Origin of the sequence: Sphingobacterium sp. 2149 (assembly GCF_031455655.1) — a bacterium.
Taxonomy (GTDB): Bacteria; Bacteroidota; Bacteroidia; order Sphingobacteriales; family Sphingobacteriaceae; genus Sphingobacterium.
On sequence record NZ_JAVDTD010000009.1, the window covers coordinates 93,183 to 113,444 of the forward strand.

At 40.0% G+C, this 20,262-nt stretch carries 14 protein-coding genes; 6 read left to right on the forward strand and 8 right to left on the reverse strand.

All coding sequences use genetic code 11. The features are described 5' to 3' along the window. Together J2X77_RS14250 and J2X77_RS14255 are read left to right on the forward strand one after the other, a co-directional pair. Entirely contained in the window at positions 1 to 1,584 is a 1,584-nt protein-coding gene (locus tag J2X77_RS14250; RefSeq protein ID WP_209574471.1) for an MDR family MFS transporter, read from the forward strand. A 304-nt stretch (positions 1,585 to 1,888) separates the two neighbouring features. Continuing rightward, positions 1,889 to 3,118, forward strand: a complete 1,230-nt coding sequence (locus J2X77_RS14255) for a sterol desaturase family protein (protein WP_209574468.1) — start codon at positions 1,889 to 1,891, stop codon at positions 3,116 to 3,118. A gap of 39 nt (positions 3,119 to 3,157) precedes the next feature. Here the strand turns inward: J2X77_RS14255 and J2X77_RS14260 are convergent, their stop codons facing one another. From J2X77_RS14260 to J2X77_RS14270, 3 genes are read right to left on the reverse strand one after another with little or no spacing between them, the layout of a single operon-like run. Then, a complete protein-coding gene (locus J2X77_RS14260; protein ID WP_209574466.1) occupies positions 3,158 to 4,315 on the reverse strand; it encodes a glycosyltransferase family 4 protein in 1,158 nt (385 codons plus the stop codon). Further along, positions 4,302 to 5,303, reverse strand: a complete 1,002-nt coding sequence (locus tag J2X77_RS14265) for a lysylphosphatidylglycerol synthase domain-containing protein (RefSeq protein WP_209574464.1) — start codon at positions 5,301 to 5,303, stop codon at positions 4,302 to 4,304. Before J2X77_RS14265 ends, J2X77_RS14260 begins: the two co-directional genes overlap by 14 nt. Beyond that, complete coding sequence (locus J2X77_RS14270; RefSeq protein WP_310081252.1) at positions 5,291 to 6,466, reverse strand: glycosyltransferase family 1 protein; 1,176 nt, start codon at positions 6,464 to 6,466, stop codon at positions 5,291 to 5,293. Before J2X77_RS14270 ends, J2X77_RS14265 begins: the two co-directional genes overlap by 13 nt. 203 nt (positions 6,467 to 6,669) lie before the next feature. Between J2X77_RS14270 and J2X77_RS14275 the strand changes: the two genes are divergently transcribed. After that, complete coding sequence (locus tag J2X77_RS14275) at positions 6,670 to 7,656, forward strand: endonuclease/exonuclease/phosphatase family protein (protein ID WP_209574459.1); 987 nt, start codon at positions 6,670 to 6,672, stop codon at positions 7,654 to 7,656. Positions 7,657 to 7,791: 135 nt separating this feature from the next. On the opposite strand, the gene J2X77_RS14280 is transcribed toward J2X77_RS14275, so the two are convergent. Beyond that, positions 7,792 to 9,417 carry an ABC-F family ATP-binding cassette domain-containing protein gene (locus J2X77_RS14280; protein WP_209574457.1) on the reverse strand — a complete coding sequence of 542 codons (1,626 nt, stop codon included), beginning with the start codon at positions 9,415 to 9,417 and terminating at the stop codon, positions 7,792 to 7,794. Positions 9,418 to 9,691: 274 nt separating this feature from the next. Between J2X77_RS14280 and J2X77_RS14285 the strand changes: the two genes are divergently transcribed. From J2X77_RS14285 to J2X77_RS14295, 3 genes are all read left to right on the forward strand, one after another. Next, the gene (locus J2X77_RS14285) at positions 9,692 to 10,672 is read left to right on the forward strand and encodes a hypothetical protein (RefSeq protein WP_209574455.1); all 981 of its coding nucleotides are present in this window, start codon (positions 9,692 to 9,694) and stop codon (positions 10,670 to 10,672) included. Positions 10,673 to 11,222: 550 nt separating this feature from the next. Then, the gene (gene nhaA, locus J2X77_RS14290) at positions 11,223 to 12,410 is read left to right on the forward strand and encodes a Na+/H+ antiporter NhaA (RefSeq protein WP_209574453.1); all 1,188 of its coding nucleotides are present in this window, start codon (positions 11,223 to 11,225) and stop codon (positions 12,408 to 12,410) included. Positions 12,411 to 12,608: 198 nt separating this feature from the next. After that, on the forward strand, positions 12,609 to 13,835 hold the full coding sequence (locus J2X77_RS14295) for a DEAD/DEAH box helicase (protein WP_209574451.1): 1,227 nt from the start codon (positions 12,609 to 12,611) through the stop codon (positions 13,833 to 13,835). A 62-nt stretch (positions 13,836 to 13,897) separates the two neighbouring features. Here J2X77_RS14295 and J2X77_RS14300 read toward each other — a convergent pair whose 3' ends face one another. From J2X77_RS14300 to J2X77_RS14315, 4 genes are all read right to left on the reverse strand, one after another. Beyond that, positions 13,898 to 14,263, reverse strand: coding sequence for a VOC family protein (locus J2X77_RS14300; protein WP_209574449.1), 366 nt, complete (start codon positions 14,261 to 14,263; stop codon positions 13,898 to 13,900). Positions 14,264 to 14,409: 146 nt separating this feature from the next. Then, complete coding sequence (locus J2X77_RS14305) at positions 14,410 to 15,825, reverse strand: efflux transporter outer membrane subunit (protein WP_209574448.1); 1,416 nt, start codon at positions 15,823 to 15,825, stop codon at positions 14,410 to 14,412. Between the two features lies 1 nt (position 15,826). Continuing rightward, on the reverse strand, positions 15,827 to 18,988 hold the full coding sequence (locus J2X77_RS14310; RefSeq protein WP_310081257.1) for an efflux RND transporter permease subunit: 3,162 nt from the start codon (positions 18,986 to 18,988) through the stop codon (positions 15,827 to 15,829). A 117-nt stretch (positions 18,989 to 19,105) separates the two neighbouring features. Then, complete coding sequence (locus J2X77_RS14315; RefSeq protein ID WP_209574443.1) at positions 19,106 to 20,224, reverse strand: efflux RND transporter periplasmic adaptor subunit; 1,119 nt, start codon at positions 20,222 to 20,224, stop codon at positions 19,106 to 19,108. Positions 20,225 to 20,262: the final 38 nt, after the last annotated feature.

Consider the following 20,262-nt stretch of genomic DNA (forward strand, 5'->3'; position numbering starts at 1 on the left):
ATGGAAAATTTAAATCAACAAGATAGTCTGGTTGAATATGGTTTTCGACGCGTCGTAATCACTATTACAGCAGTGCTATGTGCTCTGCTGGAAATTGTGGACACCACGATTGTCAATGTAGCCCTTAACGATATGAAAGGTTCGTTGGGTGCTACGTTAACGGATGTAGCATGGGTGATAACGGCTTATGCAATTGCCAATGTTATTGTAATTCCGATGACCAGCTGGTTGTCCCAACAGTTTGGACGTAGAAATTATTTTGCTGCCTCTATTATCATATTCACCGTATCTTCATTTTTGTGCGGTAACGCAACCAATATGTGGGAACTCGTCGCTTTTCGCTTTATACAGGGGATGGGTGGGGGTGCCTTATTGGTTACAGCTCAAACAATTATTACGGAAAGTTATCCCAAAGAAAAACGTAGTATGGCTCAGGCGATCTACGGGATGGGGGTTATCGTTGGGCCTACATTAGGACCACCTCTGGGTGGTTATATTATCGATAATTTCTCTTGGCCGTACATATTTTATATTAATGTGCCACTGGGAATTATCGCTACATTGTTGACGTTGTCTTTTGTCCGCAGTCCCAAATATAGCCAAAAACAGTCTGCCAAAGAAGTGGACTGGTTCGGCATGATTTTCTTGGTTATGTTTATCGGATCGCTCCAATTTGTATTGGAACATGGGCAACAGGATGACTGGTTTGACGACTCCTTAATTCTGGGCTTATCGATCTTATCGGCTTTTGGATTGTTATTCTTTATCTGGCGGGAATTGGTATATGATAAACCTATCGTCAACCTGCGCGTATTGAAAGATAAAAATTTGCAGGTTGGTGTAGTGATGAGTTTTATACTCGGTTTTGGGCTGTTCGGGTCTACTTTTATTATACCGATTTATACCCAGTCTATATTAGGATGGACAGCAACAGACGCTGGTTTGCTGTTGTTACCAAGTTCGATCATGACTGGTATTATGATGCCGTTTATTGGTAAGATGATTCAAAATGGTGTACCTCAAAAATACATGGTTGCAGTAGGACTCAGTATCTTTTTTGGCTTCTGTTTTTGGATGTACAGTTTAATGACGAATGACACGGGTTCGGAGCACATGTTTTGGCCATTAATTTTACGTGGAGTTGGATTGGGATTGTTGTTCGTGCCTGTTATGACGCTTTCTTTATCGACATTGCAAGGTAAATCAATCGGTGAAGGTGCTGCTTTTACAGGGATGATGCGTCAATTGGGTGGTTCGTTCGGAATTGCATTGATTACGACTTTTATCGCCCGGGATACCCAAAAACATCGTGTTGATCTAGTTGGTAATTTGGACCCTAGTAAGTTTGATGTGCAGCAGCGTGTACAGCAATTGCAAATGAGCTTTCAGGCGAAAGGTTTTGCACCAAATGAAGCTTTGGCCAAAGCGTATCAGATATTAGATCTAAACGTGATGAAGCAAGCTACTGTGTTGTCCTATATGGATGTATTTCTGTATTTAGGGGTTGTATTTTTGATTTGCGTTCCTTTTGTATTGATGATAAAACAAGGCAAAACGCAGATCGATATGTCTAGTGTGCATTAGTCCAAGATCGCTCAGGTCCATTGGTTTTAAAGGAGTATCCTGTCCTAAACAGCACTTATCCATGTAATAAAAAGTCCTCAAAAAGTGTTTGAATTTTTTGAGGACTTTTTTTATACTCCGCTTTTTGTTTAGTAGTGCCGACAGTTGCCCTCGTCAATCTAAAAATTTGCAATTAAAAAACCTGATTTAAAATTGATTGTTTAATAAAAACTAGTTTAGGAGAACCCGTCTTTTTAGGAAGCAAAGGATAATTCCTTCTGAAATGTAATTCAGGTAGAGTTTTTATTTTAAAAATAGCAACTGCATGTATACAGAGAAACTTAATTTTTTGGCATTTATCATCCCATTATTTTTAATCTTGATGCTGTTGGAATATTGGTATAGCCTCAAAAAGCAGAAGTGTTTTTATTCTTTTGATGAATCCATCTCAAATCTCAATGTTGGTATCGTGGAGCGTATGTGTGATATGTTTTCCGTGAGTTTATTTTACTTTTTTTTCGTTTGGCTGTACCAAAACTTTGCGCTATTTCATATTGAAGCTAATCTTTGGACCTGGATTATTCTTTTTCTATTTACAGATTTCCTTTGGTATTGGTATCATCGATACAGCCATGAGATAAACCTCCTGTGGGCCGCCCATGTTGTCCATCACCAAAGTGAAGATTATAACTTTACGGTAGCAGCCCGCATTACTATATTCCAGGCTGTCTTTCGTTCGCTATTTTGGGCTTTTATTCCTCTTTTGGGTTTTCCGCCTTTTATGATGACCACTATTTTATTAGTTCATGGTGTATATCCATTTTTCTCCCACACGCAGACCGTTGGGAATTTGGGAATCGTGGAGCGGGTATTCGTCACGCCATCGCACCACCGCGTGCATCACAGCAGTAACGAAATTTATTTGGATAAGAATTATGGGGATATCCTAATTATTTGGGATAAGCTTTTTGGAACATTTATCTCGGAACAAAAGGAGCAGCCTTGTGTTTATGGTCTCACTAAGCCTATTCATCGATACACTTTTCTTTGGCAACATTTTCATTATCTATTTGAAATCGGCTTATCATTTCAGCGGGCAAAAGGATTTAAAAATAAGATGCGAAATATATTTGGTCGCCCTGATGACATACAGCCAGAAATTCGCGAAGAGCTAGAAGTACGGATATTTGCTGGAACTAAGTCGCAAGTTCACAAACGAGGCTTGAGCCGGTATATTTTTTTTCAGTCAATGTTGACGATGATCCTTCTTTTTTTCTTTTTGCTTTATGGGAATTATCAGCAAGTGATACAACTCGTTATCGGCGGCGGTTTTATTCTCTGCAGTGTCATTTGTATCGGTGGACTGCTAGAGCATGAACGATGGGTTTTTCCACTTGAAGTGCTTCGATTATTTCTATTTACGCTGTACATTGTCCTAACTTTTTATTCACCTTTGGGTGTTGTATTAATGGGATGTGGCGTTTTAGCGCTATTGATTTTTTATACAAGGCTGGCCAGCCATTACAAGAAAGTTCTTTGTCTTGAAAGGTGCTGATACAATATACGTTGTTTTTAAAATTTAGAAGTCGCACGCTCAATCATTTGTGGTTTTGTTGCATAAATCAGAAAATGATTGACAGTAGGATCTCGCCATAATATCCCATCCATATTGTGCTAAAGTATTTTGTTTAAATTGTTGGCTGAGTTTTTTATAATGAACTGGGTTGTCTAAAATAGCTTGGAGCTGTTCAATCCATGCTTTTTCGTCTTTGCTTGCTACAAGCAGACCATTGCAATCATGTGCAACAGCACTTGTGATTCCTTCCAATTCGGAGGCAACAACGATAGTTCCCGCGGTAGAAGCTTCTAGACAGACTAACCCAAAACCTTCCATATCACCCAACACTTCAATATTAGGCATCAAAAAGGCATGAGCGTTGGTCAAAAGGTGTTTAAGTTGTTCGAAGGGCACTTTTCCAAGATGTTCAATTTTTTCGGGATATGATTTCAACAGTTTTCGGATCAAACGTTGATCGGTCGGAAAGCCTAAGAATAGAGTGATGAGGTGATTAATTCCACTAGGAAAGAGATCTAAGAGGTATTCCTTCCAACGAGGTCTGCGATCGAATGGGCCGACCATTAGTAATTTGAAATCACCTTGAATAGCGGGTATCACATGCTGCATCAACCACGAAAAGCCCTTTCTTTTGACAGGTCGTCCTAATGTTATAAAGTAGGGTTTGCTTTCTATTTTTGTACCATTTACTTGAGCAGAGATTTGTATAGGATCTACACCGTTGGGGATGACAATAATTTTGGCGGGGTTGATACCCCGTAATTTCGCAGCGTCGGCGGTAGCTTGGCTCACAGCAACAATCTGATCAAATGTGTTGAACCTTGGTATGACTTTGCGTTGAAAATAACGAAGGGGAAAGACTATATCCAATCCATGAATTGTAACAACACGCTTTAAATGGTTGTAGCCTTTGTGAAAAGAGGCTAGGGATGCAATTAATCCATCATTGAAGTGAATAATTTTGATGCTGGGATTATCCTTAATTTTAACCAAAATGCGACGATTTAGCTGAATGAAAAATTTTAAAAGTGGTTCGCTGTTATCGTAAACTAAAGTGTGTACTTTCAAATAAAGTGCTGTCGTGTTGATCAGTTCGAAACTCTGTTTTTCCATACCTCCAACATTTGGTGGATATTTATGACTGACAAATAGTATTTCTATTTCAGATGAAGACATGCGCAGGTTTCTTTTTGATGAATAGATAAAATATAAATCCGATGGATAACCAGATGAGTTGTCGGCTGCGGCGTAATAAAGAAACGCTGAGCCAAATACTGGTCCCTGTAATGCCAACCATACTAAGTAGGAGCTTGTTGGCAATTTCTTCAATGCCAAGCTGCCCGGGAATAAAAGCGCCGATGCTTTTCAGGACGATGACACTCATATCCAGTATTAAACCATGTATGGGCTGCACAGTGGCACCCAAAAATTTTAAAATATAATAGAATTCGAGACTGCCAACAGTCCAATGAAGTACAAAGAGTAAATAAGAATACCAGAAAGTTTTATTTTGATTTCGATAAAAGTCTTTTACAGTCAAAAGTAGCGACAGAACTTGTGCTTTTGCTTTTCCGAGTACTGTTGCTGTTGAAGCCTTGTTTTCTGAAGGATTTTTTGTAACTATTAACCAGTAGAATATCAAAATCATCACTAATAGCAAAAGTATACAGATAATATAGATCAGGGGGCCAGCGTAAGATATAACATCATTTTTTAACGGAGATAGTATCAACCAGCAAATAGCGATCAGAAAAAGAGTCAATTGAGATAGTACGGCGGTAATTCGGGATATTGCTACTGAATTTAATCCCTCTTTTAAGGGGATGTTATAGCGGGTAATCAAGTCGGCTTTCAATAGATCGCCACCAATAATACTTGTAGGGTTAAATAACCCAACGGTTTCACCGATTTGGCGGATGGCAAAGAGTTCGATCAGATTGACCTTTTTTTTTGCGGCTCCCAAGCAAACCCACCAAGCTAAGGTTCCGAAAGAATAGGCTGCAAAAGTTGTAAAAAGAATAACGATGAAGTGATAACCCATGGATGACAGTTCTTTTTTTAATGCAGTTAAATTGCTTTGAGCTAAAAATATAGCAATAGAGGTTAAAGACAAAAACAGAAAGATACCTTTGATTAGTTTACTTAGTTGTGTTAATTTGCCCATGCCAAATCTATTGTATGTGTTTTTTCTGCCATCAATTCAATGTCTTTGAAATATCGAGCGGATAAACTATTCCAATCCAAGGGCTCCACATACAAGAGACCTTTGGTAACGAGATTCTTTGTTAACCTAGCGTCAGACAAGATCTTTTTGAGGTAATGAACATAGGCCGTTGGATTTTCAGAAGGACACTTAAAACCATTTTTACCGTGCTGGATTAGCGAGGCCGACCCCCCCCCGTCGGCGATAACACAAGGAAGTCCAGAGGCTAAGGCTTCGACAACAACATTACCATATGTTTCTGAAACGGAAGGAAAGACGAAAGCATCTGCTGAAGCATATAGAACCGCGAGTTCTTCATGATTTTTCTTTCCCAGAAAAATGGCTCGAGGCATCTCTTGCATCGCGATTGTTTTCGCTGTTCCCTCACCGACAACAATGAAGTTATAATCAAGATTTTGTGTCTGTATTTGTTGATAGATTTCAATAAGCGTTTTGATATTTTTTTCCCAGACAATACGACTGACAAAAAGGATTGTCGGTTTGTCATTCTGTGTGATATTCTGGATGTAGGCGATATTCTTTTTATGGGGAGTAAATAGGCCTGTGTCTATACCTCGTTGCCAGAGCTTTAGTCCTTCTGGTTTTAAACCGATTTGTCGCAACTCATTTAGAATGGATTTGGTTGGGACATAAACAATATCACATTTATTGTAAAAGTTGTTCATTGCTTTTTTTATCCATTTTTCCGTTGGTTTGACCAATGGTTGGACATTTTTAAAATAATAGGCAATGTATGAAATGAAGTGTGTATGGTAGATGGTAAGTACAGGGATACCCTTCCGTTTGGCGTAATTTAGGGCAAAGAAACCTAAGAGGGAAGGTGTTGCAATGTGGATTATTTCCGGAGCAAATTTATCTAAAGCGAGCTCAAGTTTCTTTTTGATAAGCTGTGGAATAGCTAGGCAATAATCGTCATTGACGGGTATTTTGAATGAAGGTACCTTGTACGATTGAAAATTTCTAAATTGTACCGGGCCACCACCATAAATAAAGAAGTAGTTGAATTTCAGCTGATCGATACGGTTGATCAGTTGAAACATTGTCCGTGATGCTCCGTCGAAATCCTCAACGAGTATTTCTGTAAAGAATGCTACCTTTCTCATGTTATTCTTATTAGGGGTTGTATAAAAATAGCTGAAAGCTTTAACGCATGTTTTATGGCGGTATTAATCTTTTGTCATTATAGTGTTTATAAATTATTAGTTTTTAATGATTTGTGCATAATTATTAAAAGGAAAATTAATTGTAAATGAGAACTGAGCTAATGTTGTTAGGGTAGATTTGGAAGGAACAAAATATTCTGCCCATGTTATTAAATCTATTGTTCGAAAGAAAAATCAGACCGAAGGATCTTCGAAAGATTCTCCTGTTGTTTATCTGTGCGTCTGCTGGTGTTATACTGGGTTTTAAGTTGAAACCTAAACATCAACCGAAGCTTAGTAATTTGGTGTATGCGGACATGCCGGAAGCGGTTTACGGAAGGCTCAATTTGTTAACATACAACATCGCTGGTCTTCCTGAATTAATTTCCAGTGCTGTAGCCAAGCGTTCTTCAAGTATTAGGTCCATCGGAAAACGAATCAATGCATTTGACATAGTCAATGTACAAGAAGACTTTAATTATAACAAATTTCTTTACAGTGAAAATAAACACAGTTACCGCACAGCAAACATGGGTGGAGTACCTTTTGGAGACGGCCTAAGTACGCTTTCAAAATACCCTATTGTTGAATTTAAGCGCGTAGCTTGGGCCGATTGTAATGGTGCAGATTGTCTCACCCCTAAAGGTTTTTCTTATGCTCGAATTCAATTGGCCAAAGCAGTATTTATAGATGTTTATAATGTACATGCAACAGCTCAGGATGATCAGAATGCGACTGTTGCCCGGCAGAAGAATATTAATCAGTTGAAAACCTATATTAAAAAGTACTCGGCTGGAAGACCTCTTTTGATTATGGGTGACTTCAATGCACACTATGCACACGAGCTGGATAACATCAGATCCTTTCAGCAGGACTTAGGTTTGGTGGATGCTTGGGTAAGCTTGCGGAATAAGGGTATTATTCCTCGTCTTCAGGATGATTTTGAAGCTAAAGCAGCGCTCGAATTGACAGAAGATTGCGAAGGAATTGATAAGATTTATTACCGCAATGATCATCATCTACTCTTTGAGGCTAAGAATTATCAAGTTCAAAAAAGGCTTTTTCAGAACGAACGCGGGCAGGATCTATCTGATCATTGTGCTGTCTCCCTACAGTTGGGCTGGCGCGTGGTCAAATCTTCATTTCAGTAATTACAAACAGCACTTTCTCAAATCTTTTCTATCAATCGCGATTAGCACTGAGCCCTTCAGTGCTTTTTTTATTGCCCATCAAAAAAGCCCCATAAAATAAATTATGGAGCCTTTATTAAATTGGGATAAATTATCTTATTTATACATTTCTGCACGTTGGGCTTTTACCACATCGCTATTGATGTATTCATCGTAAGTCATCAATTTGTCGATGATACCTTTTGGTGTCAATTCGATAATTCTATTTGCAACCGTTTCAGTCAATTCGTGGTCACGGGATGTGAACAACATTGACCCTTTAAAATCAGACATACCGTTGTTTAATGCGGTAATGGATTCCAAATCTAAGTGATTGGTCGGTTCATCGAAAATTAAGAAGTTGGCGCCCTGAAGCATCATGCGAGAGAACATACAACGCATTTTTTCTCCTCCAGAAAGTACAGATACTTTCTTCATAACTTCTTCACCGGAGAACAACATTTTTCCTAAAAATCCACGTATAAATTGCTCGTCTGCTTCTGGGTTAGTGGTATAGTTTCTGAGCCAGTCGACCAAATTTTCATTTTTACCTTCAAAGAATTCTGCATTTTCAATTGGCATATCGGCAGGAGTGATCGTAACACCCCACTTGAATTCACCGCCAAAATCGGTATCTCTACCCGTCAGGATATCGTAGAATGCGGTGGTAACCAGTGAATTTGGACCTAGTACAGCAATTTTATCACCTTTATTAATCATAAACGTGATATCTTTAAAGAATACCTCGCCATTGACCGTTTTGCTCAATCCCTCTACATGTAACGTTTGATCTCCCGGTTCACGATTCATGGTATTGAACATGATCGCAGGATACTTACGGTTAGACGGCTTAATCTCGTCGATATTGATCTTATCCAATGCTTTCTTACGAGAAGTAGCTTGTTTGGATTTAGAAGCATTTGCTGAGAACCGACGGATAAATTCCTGAAGTTCTTTCACTTTATCTTCCATTTTCTTGTTTTGATCAGAACGTTGCTTTAACGCCAATTGAGAAGATTCATACCAAAACGAGTAGTTACCCGTATAGATTGTCATCTTACCGAAATCAATATCCACTGTATGTGTACATACTGCATCCAAGAAGTGACGGTCGTGGGATACCACGAGAACAATGGCTTCATAACTTGCCAAGAAGTCCTCTAACCACGCGATGGTATTAATATCCAAATCATTGGTAGGCTCATCCAGAATCAAAATATCAGGTTTGCCAAATAATGCCTGCGCTAAGAGCACGCGGACTTTTTGGTTACCGTCGATTTCAGAAACCAACTTGTAGTGTAGTTCTTCTTTGATCCCCAAACTGCTCAATAAAGTTGCAGCATTGGATTCGGCATTCCAGCCATCCATTTCAGCAAAAAGACTTTCCAATTCGCCGGCACGTTCGCCGTCGGCATCGGAGAAATCCTCTTTCATGTAAATGGCATCTTTCTCTTTCATGATTTTGTAAAGCTCTTGGTTACCCATCATAACAGTTTCAAGAACAGTAAACTCATCGAAAGCATAGTGATCCTGGCTTAATACCGACATGCGTTCACCCGGGGTGAATGCCACTGAACCTGTCGAAGGATCAACCTCCCCGGAGATAATTTTCAGGAAAGTAGATTTACCTGCTCCATTAGCACCAATAATACCGTAACAGTTTCCAGGTGTGAATTTTAAATTGACATCTTCGAATAGTATACGTTTACCAAAACGAAGCGAGAGATTTGACACATTAATCATGCTGCAAAGATACGTTTTAATATTGTATTTTTAACTATTCAAGGGCATCAGTTGTATGGAGAAATTTAAGATAATTCTATTACAAAAATCAGCTTTTTACAGCTCTTATGGAAAAATAGTCTCCGGTGAAATTTTCTGACTGGAATACAATCATTGAAATGAAATGTGGAACGCGATATGCTGCGATGCGACTTAATGGATAAATTGCAAATTATAGTGCTCTTGATTTAAATTGGCTTCTTTTTTGTGGACGAGAGCTGAAATGAAATCAATTATGAAAAGAAATAGAATAAAAAGTGTTTTTATCCTCGCTGTTGCATTTATCTTTCATACTCAAGGAGCTTCGGCTCAATTTGGAGGGCTATTAGACAAAGCGAGCAAAGCTGTTGCTTCAAAGGGAAGCAAGATGCTGGGGCTGGACAAGTTGCTGAAAGAACCGGAAGCTATCCGTACCAGTTTTGAAGATGTCGATAGGAAAGGGGAGCAAATGCCCGATTTTCAAAATACGGCAGTTTACAAACCGTTAGAAAATCTACAAAGAAATGGAAGTGATGGCTATATATTGGAAGCCGGACATTTTGAAATGACCAATAAGAGCTATTGTTTGAAAGCGGGTACCTATGCACCTTCAAAAGGTGATGGTTATATGTATGCGCCTACACTGGGCAAAAAGAGAGAGGTAGTCATTGCCATTTTAAAGCGTGCTGAAAAGCACCCGGAAGTAGCACAGTCGGACATACAGATGTTATTGTGGACAATTATTGCGAAGACTAAATTTATTGATTATTCGGGGTCGGTGAAAGAGACAGCCTTAAAGTTACTAACCGCTGAACAAATTTTGCATTTGGAAGGTGGGGCTCTCGGTGTGTTGCCATTTGATGTTGTCCAAAAAGCCAAAGACCAGATGCCTCCAGCGGTTCAGACCATCTTTGAAGCGGAAAATAATATTCGACAATTGGTATCTTCGGGAAATTACTCCTATGGAGACTTTGAGCAATATGCAATAATGGCCGGTATGGCCGAACCTCGTGCGGATGTGCCAAGTGGAATTTGGACGCTTCATCCCGATGGTTATTATGTCCGTTATTTTCCAAGCGGGTATTCAATGACAAAAGTGCAGGTGTATGTCCCACAGGAATTAACTGCAAAGTTGAATGGGAAGAAACTCGTGTACGATGCAACGGACGATATTGCTTGTCCAGCGAATACTGGATCGCAGCGGTTAGCGCAAACCAATGAGCCAATTCCGCATTAAGGGCTTGGTAGGTATTGAAAGATCGGTAGGGGATTTGAGACACATGGGAGGAAATTTAATGAATAAGGGAGATCATTTGATCTCCCTTATTCATTAAATTTCCTCTTTTGCCTCCTGTACAATATATAAACAATGACAATAATAGCGATTATTGCTAAAATAATGTAATGGGAACCTGAATGTTGGGTTTTATCCTCTGTCGTCTGCGCATATGTAAAATTTGCTACGAAAAGAAGCACCATGAAAATCCACTTCTTGCACATAATAAACGGTTTATTAACTATAGTAGCAAGCTAAGTATTTTTTACAACAAAGTCAAATTAATTTGGTAAAATCACTGCGCTTTTTATAAATTTTAATAGATAACACCAACATCTTACCATGAAATCTTTTTTATTTCAAGTGCTCGGCTCATTTATTGCTCATAAAATTTAGATAATTACTCGTTAACCCTTTAATAAGAATGTGCATTAATAGGGGGGTATATTCCATAAATGGCCGTAAAATCGTATATTGTGAACCTTTGTGAGCATTTTTTAGATATTCAATCATGTCAAAACTTATCAATTTAACTGTCTTTAGGGAATTCTTAAAATCCAGCTTTGCGGGCGGAATTATCCTTTTTTCTTGTGTTATTCTAGCTTTGATCGTAGCAAATACGCCATTGTATTCTAGTGTAATGAAATTTCTCAATCAGGAGGTAGGTTTTAATAGCGGGCAAATTCATTTAAAATATTCGTGGTTATTGTGGCTCAACGATGGTTTGATGGCTATTTTCTTTTTGTTGGTAGGACTCGAGATAAAGCGCGAAATTGTGGAAGGCGAACTCTCATCGCCGAGTAAGGCAATCCTGCCGATATTAGCTGCAATTGGCGGTGCGCTTCTGCCTGCTATTATTTATTTTGCATTGAACCAGGGCGCCTCGACTGTGCATGGTTGGGGTATCCCCATGGCAACAGACATTGCATTTGCTTTAGCCGTTATCACGCTTCTTGGAAATAAAGTTCCTGCCAGTCTTAAGATCTTTTTGGCTGCTTTGGCCATTGTTGATGACCTACTTGCCATATTGGTGATTGCGATCTTTTATAGCAATGGTATTCATGCGACCTATTTATTTATTGCTATAGGTATCTTTCTATTTTTGATTTTGTTGAATAAATTGGGTGTTAAGGCCATCTGGGCTTACCTAATTCCGGGACTGTTTATATGGTACTTTGTGCACCATTCTGGTATTCATGCTACAATAGCGGGCGTACTAGTAGCCATGACGTTGCCAACAACACCAGACGCGGAAGAATCTCCGCTGGAAAAGCTGGAGCATCTGTTGGCCAAGCCTGTCAATTTCATTATCATTCCATTATTTGCTTTTGCAAATACACTGATTCCAATTCATGGCGAAATGATTGGTGGATTGACTTCAAAATTGGGTATTGGTATTATCCTTGGTCTAATCGCTGGTAAATCAATTGGAATATTCTTGATCTGTTTCATTGCTAAAAAACTGAAGATTGCACAATTACCTGAAGGAGCTGGCTGGAAGCAGATTTTTGGTGTAGGATTATTGGGTGGAATAGGTTTTACGATGTCCATCTTTATTTCCATACTTTCTTTTGATGATACCATATTAATTGAGGAAGCAAAGTTTGCCGTGCTGATCGCTTCTTTTTGCGCAGGCTTGCTCGGTTATACTGTTTTGAGTGTCGTGTCATCTGCAAACAAAAATCAAATTACCGATTAATTTCACCTACAAAAATAGTCCTATGTCTGGCTTACAATAGTGGGCAGGACAATTGTTTTGTTCAACTTCATCCCTATTATCCGCGTGGATTAGTCCCATGGCGACGTTGTTTGGAAGAAGATAACGAGCTATAGGTATTAATTTTGACTTTTATGAATTAGATTTAGTAATTTAGGGCACAACAATAAAAACAATACGTTGAGATTTGATGAATTTGGCTTTGTTCCAGCTTTGGAAGAAGGCTTAGAAAGTATGATGTTTGAGGAGGCTACGCCGATCCAAGAACAGACCATCCCGATTATTAAAGAGGGAAAAGATATGATTGCCTGCGCACAGACAGGTACAGGTAAAACAGCGGCTTATATGTTGCCGATCCTCGATGCGATAGCACGGGATTCAAGGGAATCCATTCTTGCTATTATCCTTGTTCCGACCCGGGAGCTTGCTATGCAAATCGATCAGCAAATTATGGGCATGTCTTATTATACAGGTGCAACATCCATAGCCATCTATGGTGGGGGCGACGGTATGGGCTACGAGCAGCAAAAGCGCGCTATACGGGAGGGGGTAAATATCATTGTAGCCACCCCAGGAAGGTTGATAAGCCATCTTACCTCCATGAAGATTGATCTCACTCATTTAAAGCACTTTGTATTGGATGAAGCCGATAGCATGCTGGATATGGGATTTCAAGACGATATCTTACGTATTGTAAGTTATCTGCCGAAGAAAAAGCAGATGCTTTTGTTCTCAGCAACTATGCCAGTGAAAATCAGGTCCTTTGCCCGAAAAATCCTGCAAGATCCTGTGGAAGTCAATATTGCCATTTCCAAACCTTCGGAAGGAATAGATCAACGTGTATATCTTGTCTATGATCAACAAAAAATGGAGCTCCTGAAATCCATATTGAAGGATCCGAACTATGTATCGGTTATTATTTTTGCATCCCAAAAAACTACGGTCAAACTTCTTGCTCAGGAATTACAGAAGCAAGGAATTGATGCCGAGGGTTTCCATTCGGATCTCGAACAGTCAAAACGGGAAGATATCATGGGCAGATTCCGTTCTCGTCAAGTTCGGGTATTGGTAGGGACCGATGTGATCTCTCGTGGTATCGATGTTGTGGGGATCAGTTTGGTCGTTAATTATGATGTTCCACCAGACCCGGAAGACTATGTTCACCGTATCGGGCGTACCGCTCGGGCAGCGACCACGGGAACCGCTATTACTTTTGTCAATGAGAAAGATCAAAATCGTTTTGCTCAGATTGAGAATTTAATAGGCTACCCGATTGAACAGCTACCATTGCCGGATGGGTTCGAAGTGGGACCTACTTACAAACCTGGTAAAAAAAATCCGCAGAATAAGAAGAAGCGTTTCAGTAGGAATAAAAATAAAAATCATCAGAAAGCTAAAAAGGCTTAGTTTTAAACTATAAAGCCCCCATATCAGAAGAATATGCGGGCTTTATAATGAAATGTATATTTTTATTCTATCGTCCACACGGCTAATTCATATCCATCAGGATCCTGGAACTGAAATCTTTTTCCACCCGGGAAACTAAAAATATCTTTTAATATCGTGCCGCCGGCACGGATAACCTGATCGCGCGTAACTTGCAGATCGTCTGCATAGATAACGACAAGAATGCTGCCGTTTACTGGGGTGCCGAGCATAAAGCCACCGTCAACATATTTTCCTCCAAAAGATGTATATTCCGGTCCGTAATCTGTAAACTCCCAACCGAAGCTCGTCGTATAGAATGCTTTGGCACGTTCAAGGTCACTTGATACAAACTCAAGGTATTGGATCTGCTGGTTAACAAATTTGTTTTCAGTATCGGTATTGCTCATAACGGAAATATCTATTTAATGTAATGTATAATAAATTGTTTGATCTATTTTGACGGATTGGGAATCAAAAGCCAAACCGTTTGATAAATATAAGGCTTTACTGAAAATGATACGCATTTTTATTTTCAACATGTCTTCTTCACAATTCAATCTGTTCCTCCACCCAGTGCACGGTAAAGATCTATAGTCGCATTTAGCATTTCCCTTTTTACTGTAATCCATTCCAAATCATTTTGAAGGGCGTTGTTTTGTGCATTTATCACTTCCAGATAGTTTGCCATTCCACTTTTGTAAAGCAATGTTGCATCAGCAGTAGCTTTGCCAAGTGCATTTGATTTTGCATGGATGAGCTGAAGTCGCTGTTCTGTGTGTTTAATTTTCGCCAAGGCATCAGAAACTTCTGAAACAGCGACCATAACCGCCTGCTTAAACTGCAAAGCTATCTTCTCACGTTCGATAACCGATATTTCATAGTTTGTTTTTAAAGCACCTTTCTGAAAAATTGGCTGTGCAATATTCCCGGCTATTGTTTTTACGATCGAACCCGGTAGATCAAACCATTTATTAAATTGAATGGAGTTTGTTCCAATGGAGGGTGTCAAACTGAGAGAAGGGTACATCGCAGCTTTGGCTAGCCCCATTCTGCTTGTGGCTGCAGCAACAGCGTATTCTGCAGCTCTGACGTCAGGTCTGCGGCTCAAGAGTTCGGCCGGTACTCCTGTGGCAAGTCCATCGCCAACAATTGTATCATCTAAACTTGCTGTACCTCGCATGTGCGCAGGGAAACTTCCGCAAAGAATGCTCAGTGCATTTTCTTCAACTTCCATATTTTGATAGGCTAGGGGAATTAACAATTCAGCAGTTTTCTTCTGTGCTTCTGCTTGCTCCACGGCAAGCGAACTGACCACTGACGAATTGTATTGCAGACGTATCATACGAAGCGTGCTATCGCTCAGTTGAACATTTTTTTGTGCAATCTTAAGCTGCTCATCCAAAGCGATTAGATTATAATAGGACTGGATGACCTGTACAATAATCCGAGTTCTCAAAGCCGATAAGTTTTCCTTTTGGCCAAAAAAGTTAGCCATGGATTCTTCTTTTTGCAATCTTGCCTTTCCCCAGATATCGGCTTCCCAAGAGATTCTGAGCATGGCGCCATAATCGTCCATATAGGGCGTTCCTATAAATTGATCGCTCAGCGAGCCATTTAAGGAGTTGCTCGATAACCAGGTTCTATTCGCTCCAATGCTTAAGTCAGCTGTCGGCAGTAACCCTTTCTTAGACTGTTTGTACGCGAGTTCTAGTTGTTGCATATTGAGAAGAGCAACATTGACGTCTGTATTGTTAGATAATGCTTTCTCAATGAGTGATGTCAACAAGGGATCCTTTACAAATTTGCTCCAGGATAGCTGTAGCGTATCAGACGTCAGGACAACCGCGCTGTTTTTAAAATTTTCGGGCAGCACCATCTCTTGACGTGTGTATTTTTCCCCCACGCTGCATGAGGACAATAAAAGGGCGCTGGCTGCGAAAATTGTTATATAGTGATGAAATTTTTTCATTTTAATCGTTTGTATTGTGTACTGTATTGCCCGTAAGTTTCTTACTGGAAACTTTTTCTTGCAAATATTGGAACACCAGGTACAGCAATGGTATGATGATTACCCCAAAGATTACTCCGCTTAACATACCCATTGCTGCTCCCGTGCTGATGGAATGATTACCCGTTGCTGTTCCGCCGGTAGCAAACATGAGCGGTATCATACCGGCAATGAAAGCGAGTGAAGTCATCAAGATTGGTCGCAGACGCGCTCTTGCTCCCTCAAGGGCCGAATCAATGAGTGATGAGCCTGCTCTTCTCCGCTGTAAAGCAAATTCAACAATCAAAATGGCATTTTTTGCCAAAAGACCGATAAGCATGATCAAGCCCACCTGGACGTAAATATTGTTGTCCAATCCAATAGCACGTGTTCCTAGGAAAGAGCCAATCATACCTGTTGGGATTGATAATAGGACGGCAAGGGGCAATAAATAACTTTCATACTGTGCTGATAGTAAGAAATATACAAATAGTAAGCTTAATGCTAGGATAAGTACGGTTTGATTGCCCGAAGACTTCTCTTCCAAGCTAAGTCCCGTCCATTCGTAGCTATAGTCTCCCGGTAACTTGGTCAATACATTTTTCTCCAATGTTTCCATGATCGCACCATTACTAATACCAGGCGTACTAACCACGTTTATCGTGAGTGAATTGTATAAATTATAACGGGTTACCGATTCAGGGCCATATACTTTAAGAAGGGTAACCAAGGTATTCACGGGAACCATTTGGCCAAGATTATTTTTGACAAATATTTCGTTGAAGGCTTCTTTATCAGTTCGATAAATACCGTCTGCTTTTACTGCTATCCGATAGAATTTTCCAAAGCGGTTGAAATTCAATGATTGGTCGCCCGCAAAGTAAGTTTGAACGGACGAAAGCATTTCACTGACATCTACGCCAAGTTGGGCAGCTTTGTCTTCATCTACTTCTAACTCCATCTGTGGATAATCTGCTCTGAACATGGTATAGGCAAGCTGCACCCCTGGTTGTTTCATAATCTGCGCAATAACGGAGTCGGACATTGCTTTCAGCTCTACCGGCGATTTACCAGCTCTGTCCTGCAAAACGAGTTCCGCGCCATTCATCATACCATAACCATCAACAGGAGGGGAGCGAAAGGCCATTGCGTTACCGTCTTTGACACTGGATAATTTTTGCGAGATCACTTGGTGAATCTGATCGATATCGTTCATCTCACCACGTTTCTTTTTATCTTTCAGGCGTATAAATCCTGTTGCATAGGCTGCGCTGGAGTTGTTGCCGATCATATTGAATCCAGTAATACTTGTATGGCTTTCAATAGAAGGGATATCGGCAAGTAGTTTTTCGATTTTTTCTACTGCTTTTGTGGTTCGATCAAGTCCCGTTCCTGGGGGCATTTCCAAACTGTATACAACAAAGTTATCATCCTCCATCGGTACAAAACTTTTGGAAGTGCTTGTCATGAGGTATCCCGCAACGCCAATTGTAGCCAGAATCAAAAGTGCCGAAATCCATTTTTTCTTTGCCAGGAATTTTAATGAACCAACGTATCGGTTAGTCATGTTTTCGAAGCCAGCGTTAAACGCTTTGAAAAAACGCTGAGAAAATCCTGTTTTTGGGGTCTGCCCATCGTGATTTTCGGCGTGCGTATTTTTAAGCAATAATGCGCAGAGTGCTGGTGTTAAAGTTAAGGCATTGATCGCAGAGATCACAATGGCGATAACAAGGGTGTAGGCAAACTGTTTATAAAACATGCCCGATGAACCTGTCATAAATCCAATAGGAATAAAAACTGCACACATTACCAAGGTAATAGAGATGACAGCCCCTGTGATTTCACTCATGGCACTATGGGTAGCCTGCTTACCGGTTAAATTGGAAGTCTCCATCTTTCCATGTACTGCTTCGACAACGACAATTGCATCATCGACAACGATACCAATGGCGAGTACTAAGGCAAATAATGTCAATATATTGATGGTAAAGCCAAACACCAGCAGGAAGAAAAAAGTACCTACGATAGCTACGGGAACTGCGATTGCTGGAATAATAGTCGACCGTATATCCTGCAGGAACAAAAATACAACGAGGAAAACCAAAATGAAGGCTTCAATCAATGTCGAACGTACTTGTGCCGTACTTTCATCCAAGCGTTCTTTGGTACTGATCAATTTAAAAATCTTGATTCCAGGAGGGAAGGAGCGTTGTGCTATTTCAATCTGTTTATCGATCCCGATTTCAATTTCATTTGCGTTGGAGCCTGATGTCTGGAATATACCAATGGTAACGGTATTGAGGCCGTTATTTTGCGAATTACCACTATAGCTGATCGAACCAAACTCGATACGTGCGACATCCTTTAAACGTACAATCTGAACATCATTATTTTTAACGATAATGTTTTCATACTGCTCTGGAAGGTTCTTTTTCCCTTTATAGCGTATGACATATTCAAGTGGTGCTTTTGATTCTTCCCCTAATTTTCCAGGTGCAGATTCCAAACTTTGTTTGGAAATTGCAGCAATGACTTCTTGTGGCACAAGTCCATAACTCGCCATTTTTTGCGGATTCAACCATACACGCATCGAATAGTCTTTGGAACCGAATACCATGGCCTGACCGACCCCAGGTACACGCTTGATCTGTGGGATCAAGTTGATGTTCACATAATTCTGTAAAAATAGTTCATCATATTTTTTATTATCTTCTGTATAGATATTAAATATCATGATCATACTATTTTGTTGCTTGGAGGTGGTTAATCCCATTCGGACAACTTCCTGTGGCAGGATAGGCGTAGCCTGTTGTACTCTATTTTGCACATTTACGGCTGCCTGATCTGGATTTACACCTGCTTTAAAGACAATACGTACAGAGAATGTACCATCATTACTTGTAGTAGATGTAATGTATTCCATATCCTCCACACCATTGATTTGCTCTTCAAGGGGTGTCACAACCGATCTCAATACTGTTTCGCTATTTCCTCCGGGATAGCTTCCGGTAACTTGGACCGTGGGCGGGGCGATATCCGGGAATCGCGTTTGAGGTAGCCTAAAAAGACCGATGACCCCCAGTATGACAAATATGATAGATATAACAGTTGCCAAAACTGGCCTGTCAATAAATTTCTTTAACATTTTAGTTTAAATTTTATAAAGCTTTTAGTACCGTTTTTTTCCAAAAGTGAATACTGAATGTATAGGCTTGTTGCCCTTCTTTGAGTAGTTCAGCTTTTGCTATACCTGCTATCCTTGTTACATGGTGGATTTTTTAGTCGGTTGAACTTGCATTCCATCATTAAGCATTTCAATTCGGTTCATAACGATTTTTTCACCTGTCTTCAGACCAGATTTCAGTAAATAGGCATCGGCGGTATTTCCTGCAATTTCAATCTGCTTCATAGAAACTTTGTTCTTTTCGCCAATAACATAAACGAAGTAGCGGTCTTGAATATCTTTCACAGCGGCCATAGGAACCAATAATACGTTTTCATGCGTTTTTTTTAAGATTACTTTCGCCGATCCACCTGAACGTAGGATTTTTTCAGGATTGATGAAACTTGCTTTCAGTGCCATGCTTCCGGTTGTTCTGTCGATGTTGCCACTGGCTAACTCTACCTTTCCGGCGTGGTTGTAGCGTGTTCCGTCCGCGAGTAATAGTGTTGCTTGCTGATGAGAAGATTTTTTATTTTGATCTTTGATGAAGGCGATGAAGTCGGATTCACTCAATGAAAAATAAACATTTACAGTATTGATCTCTGATAACGTTGTCAACGGTGTCACATCTGCTGCGGTAATTAAATTTCCGATCCTGTTGGGGATCCGGCCGATATAGCCGCTTACAGGTGCGTTGATCAGCGTAAACTTGGCATTTATTTGAGACGAACCCAGTGCAGCCTGTGCTTGTGCTACGTGTGCTTTTGCTGCGGCATAATTCGCCTCTGCAGTTTTTAATTGTAATTCAGTATACACTTTACCTTCGACAAGTGGTTTAATTTTTTCGATCTCCATTTTAGCGTTTTGTTCGGCTGATAAGGCCGCCTGATAGGCCGCTTTGCTGTTGTTTACCTGTTCGTTGTAGACATCAGCTTTAATTTTGAATAACGCTTGTCCTTTTGATACATAGTCACCTTCTTTGACATAAATTTGTTCAAGATACCCCGTTACCTGCGCTTTGATATCGACGTTGACAGTTCCCTCTAACGAGCCAGGGTACTTTTTTTCGGTTTCAGCCTGGGTCGGAGATAATGTGATAAAGTCAACAGTAACTGCCTGCTCTTGCGGTTGTTCCTGACTGCCTCCACAGGACGATAATAATGTTACTGCTGTAATAAGTGTAAGGAAATGTTTTAAAGTCATCGTTCTTTGTCCCATTTTATCATTGTATAATGAGGCAAAGAAAACAAAACTTC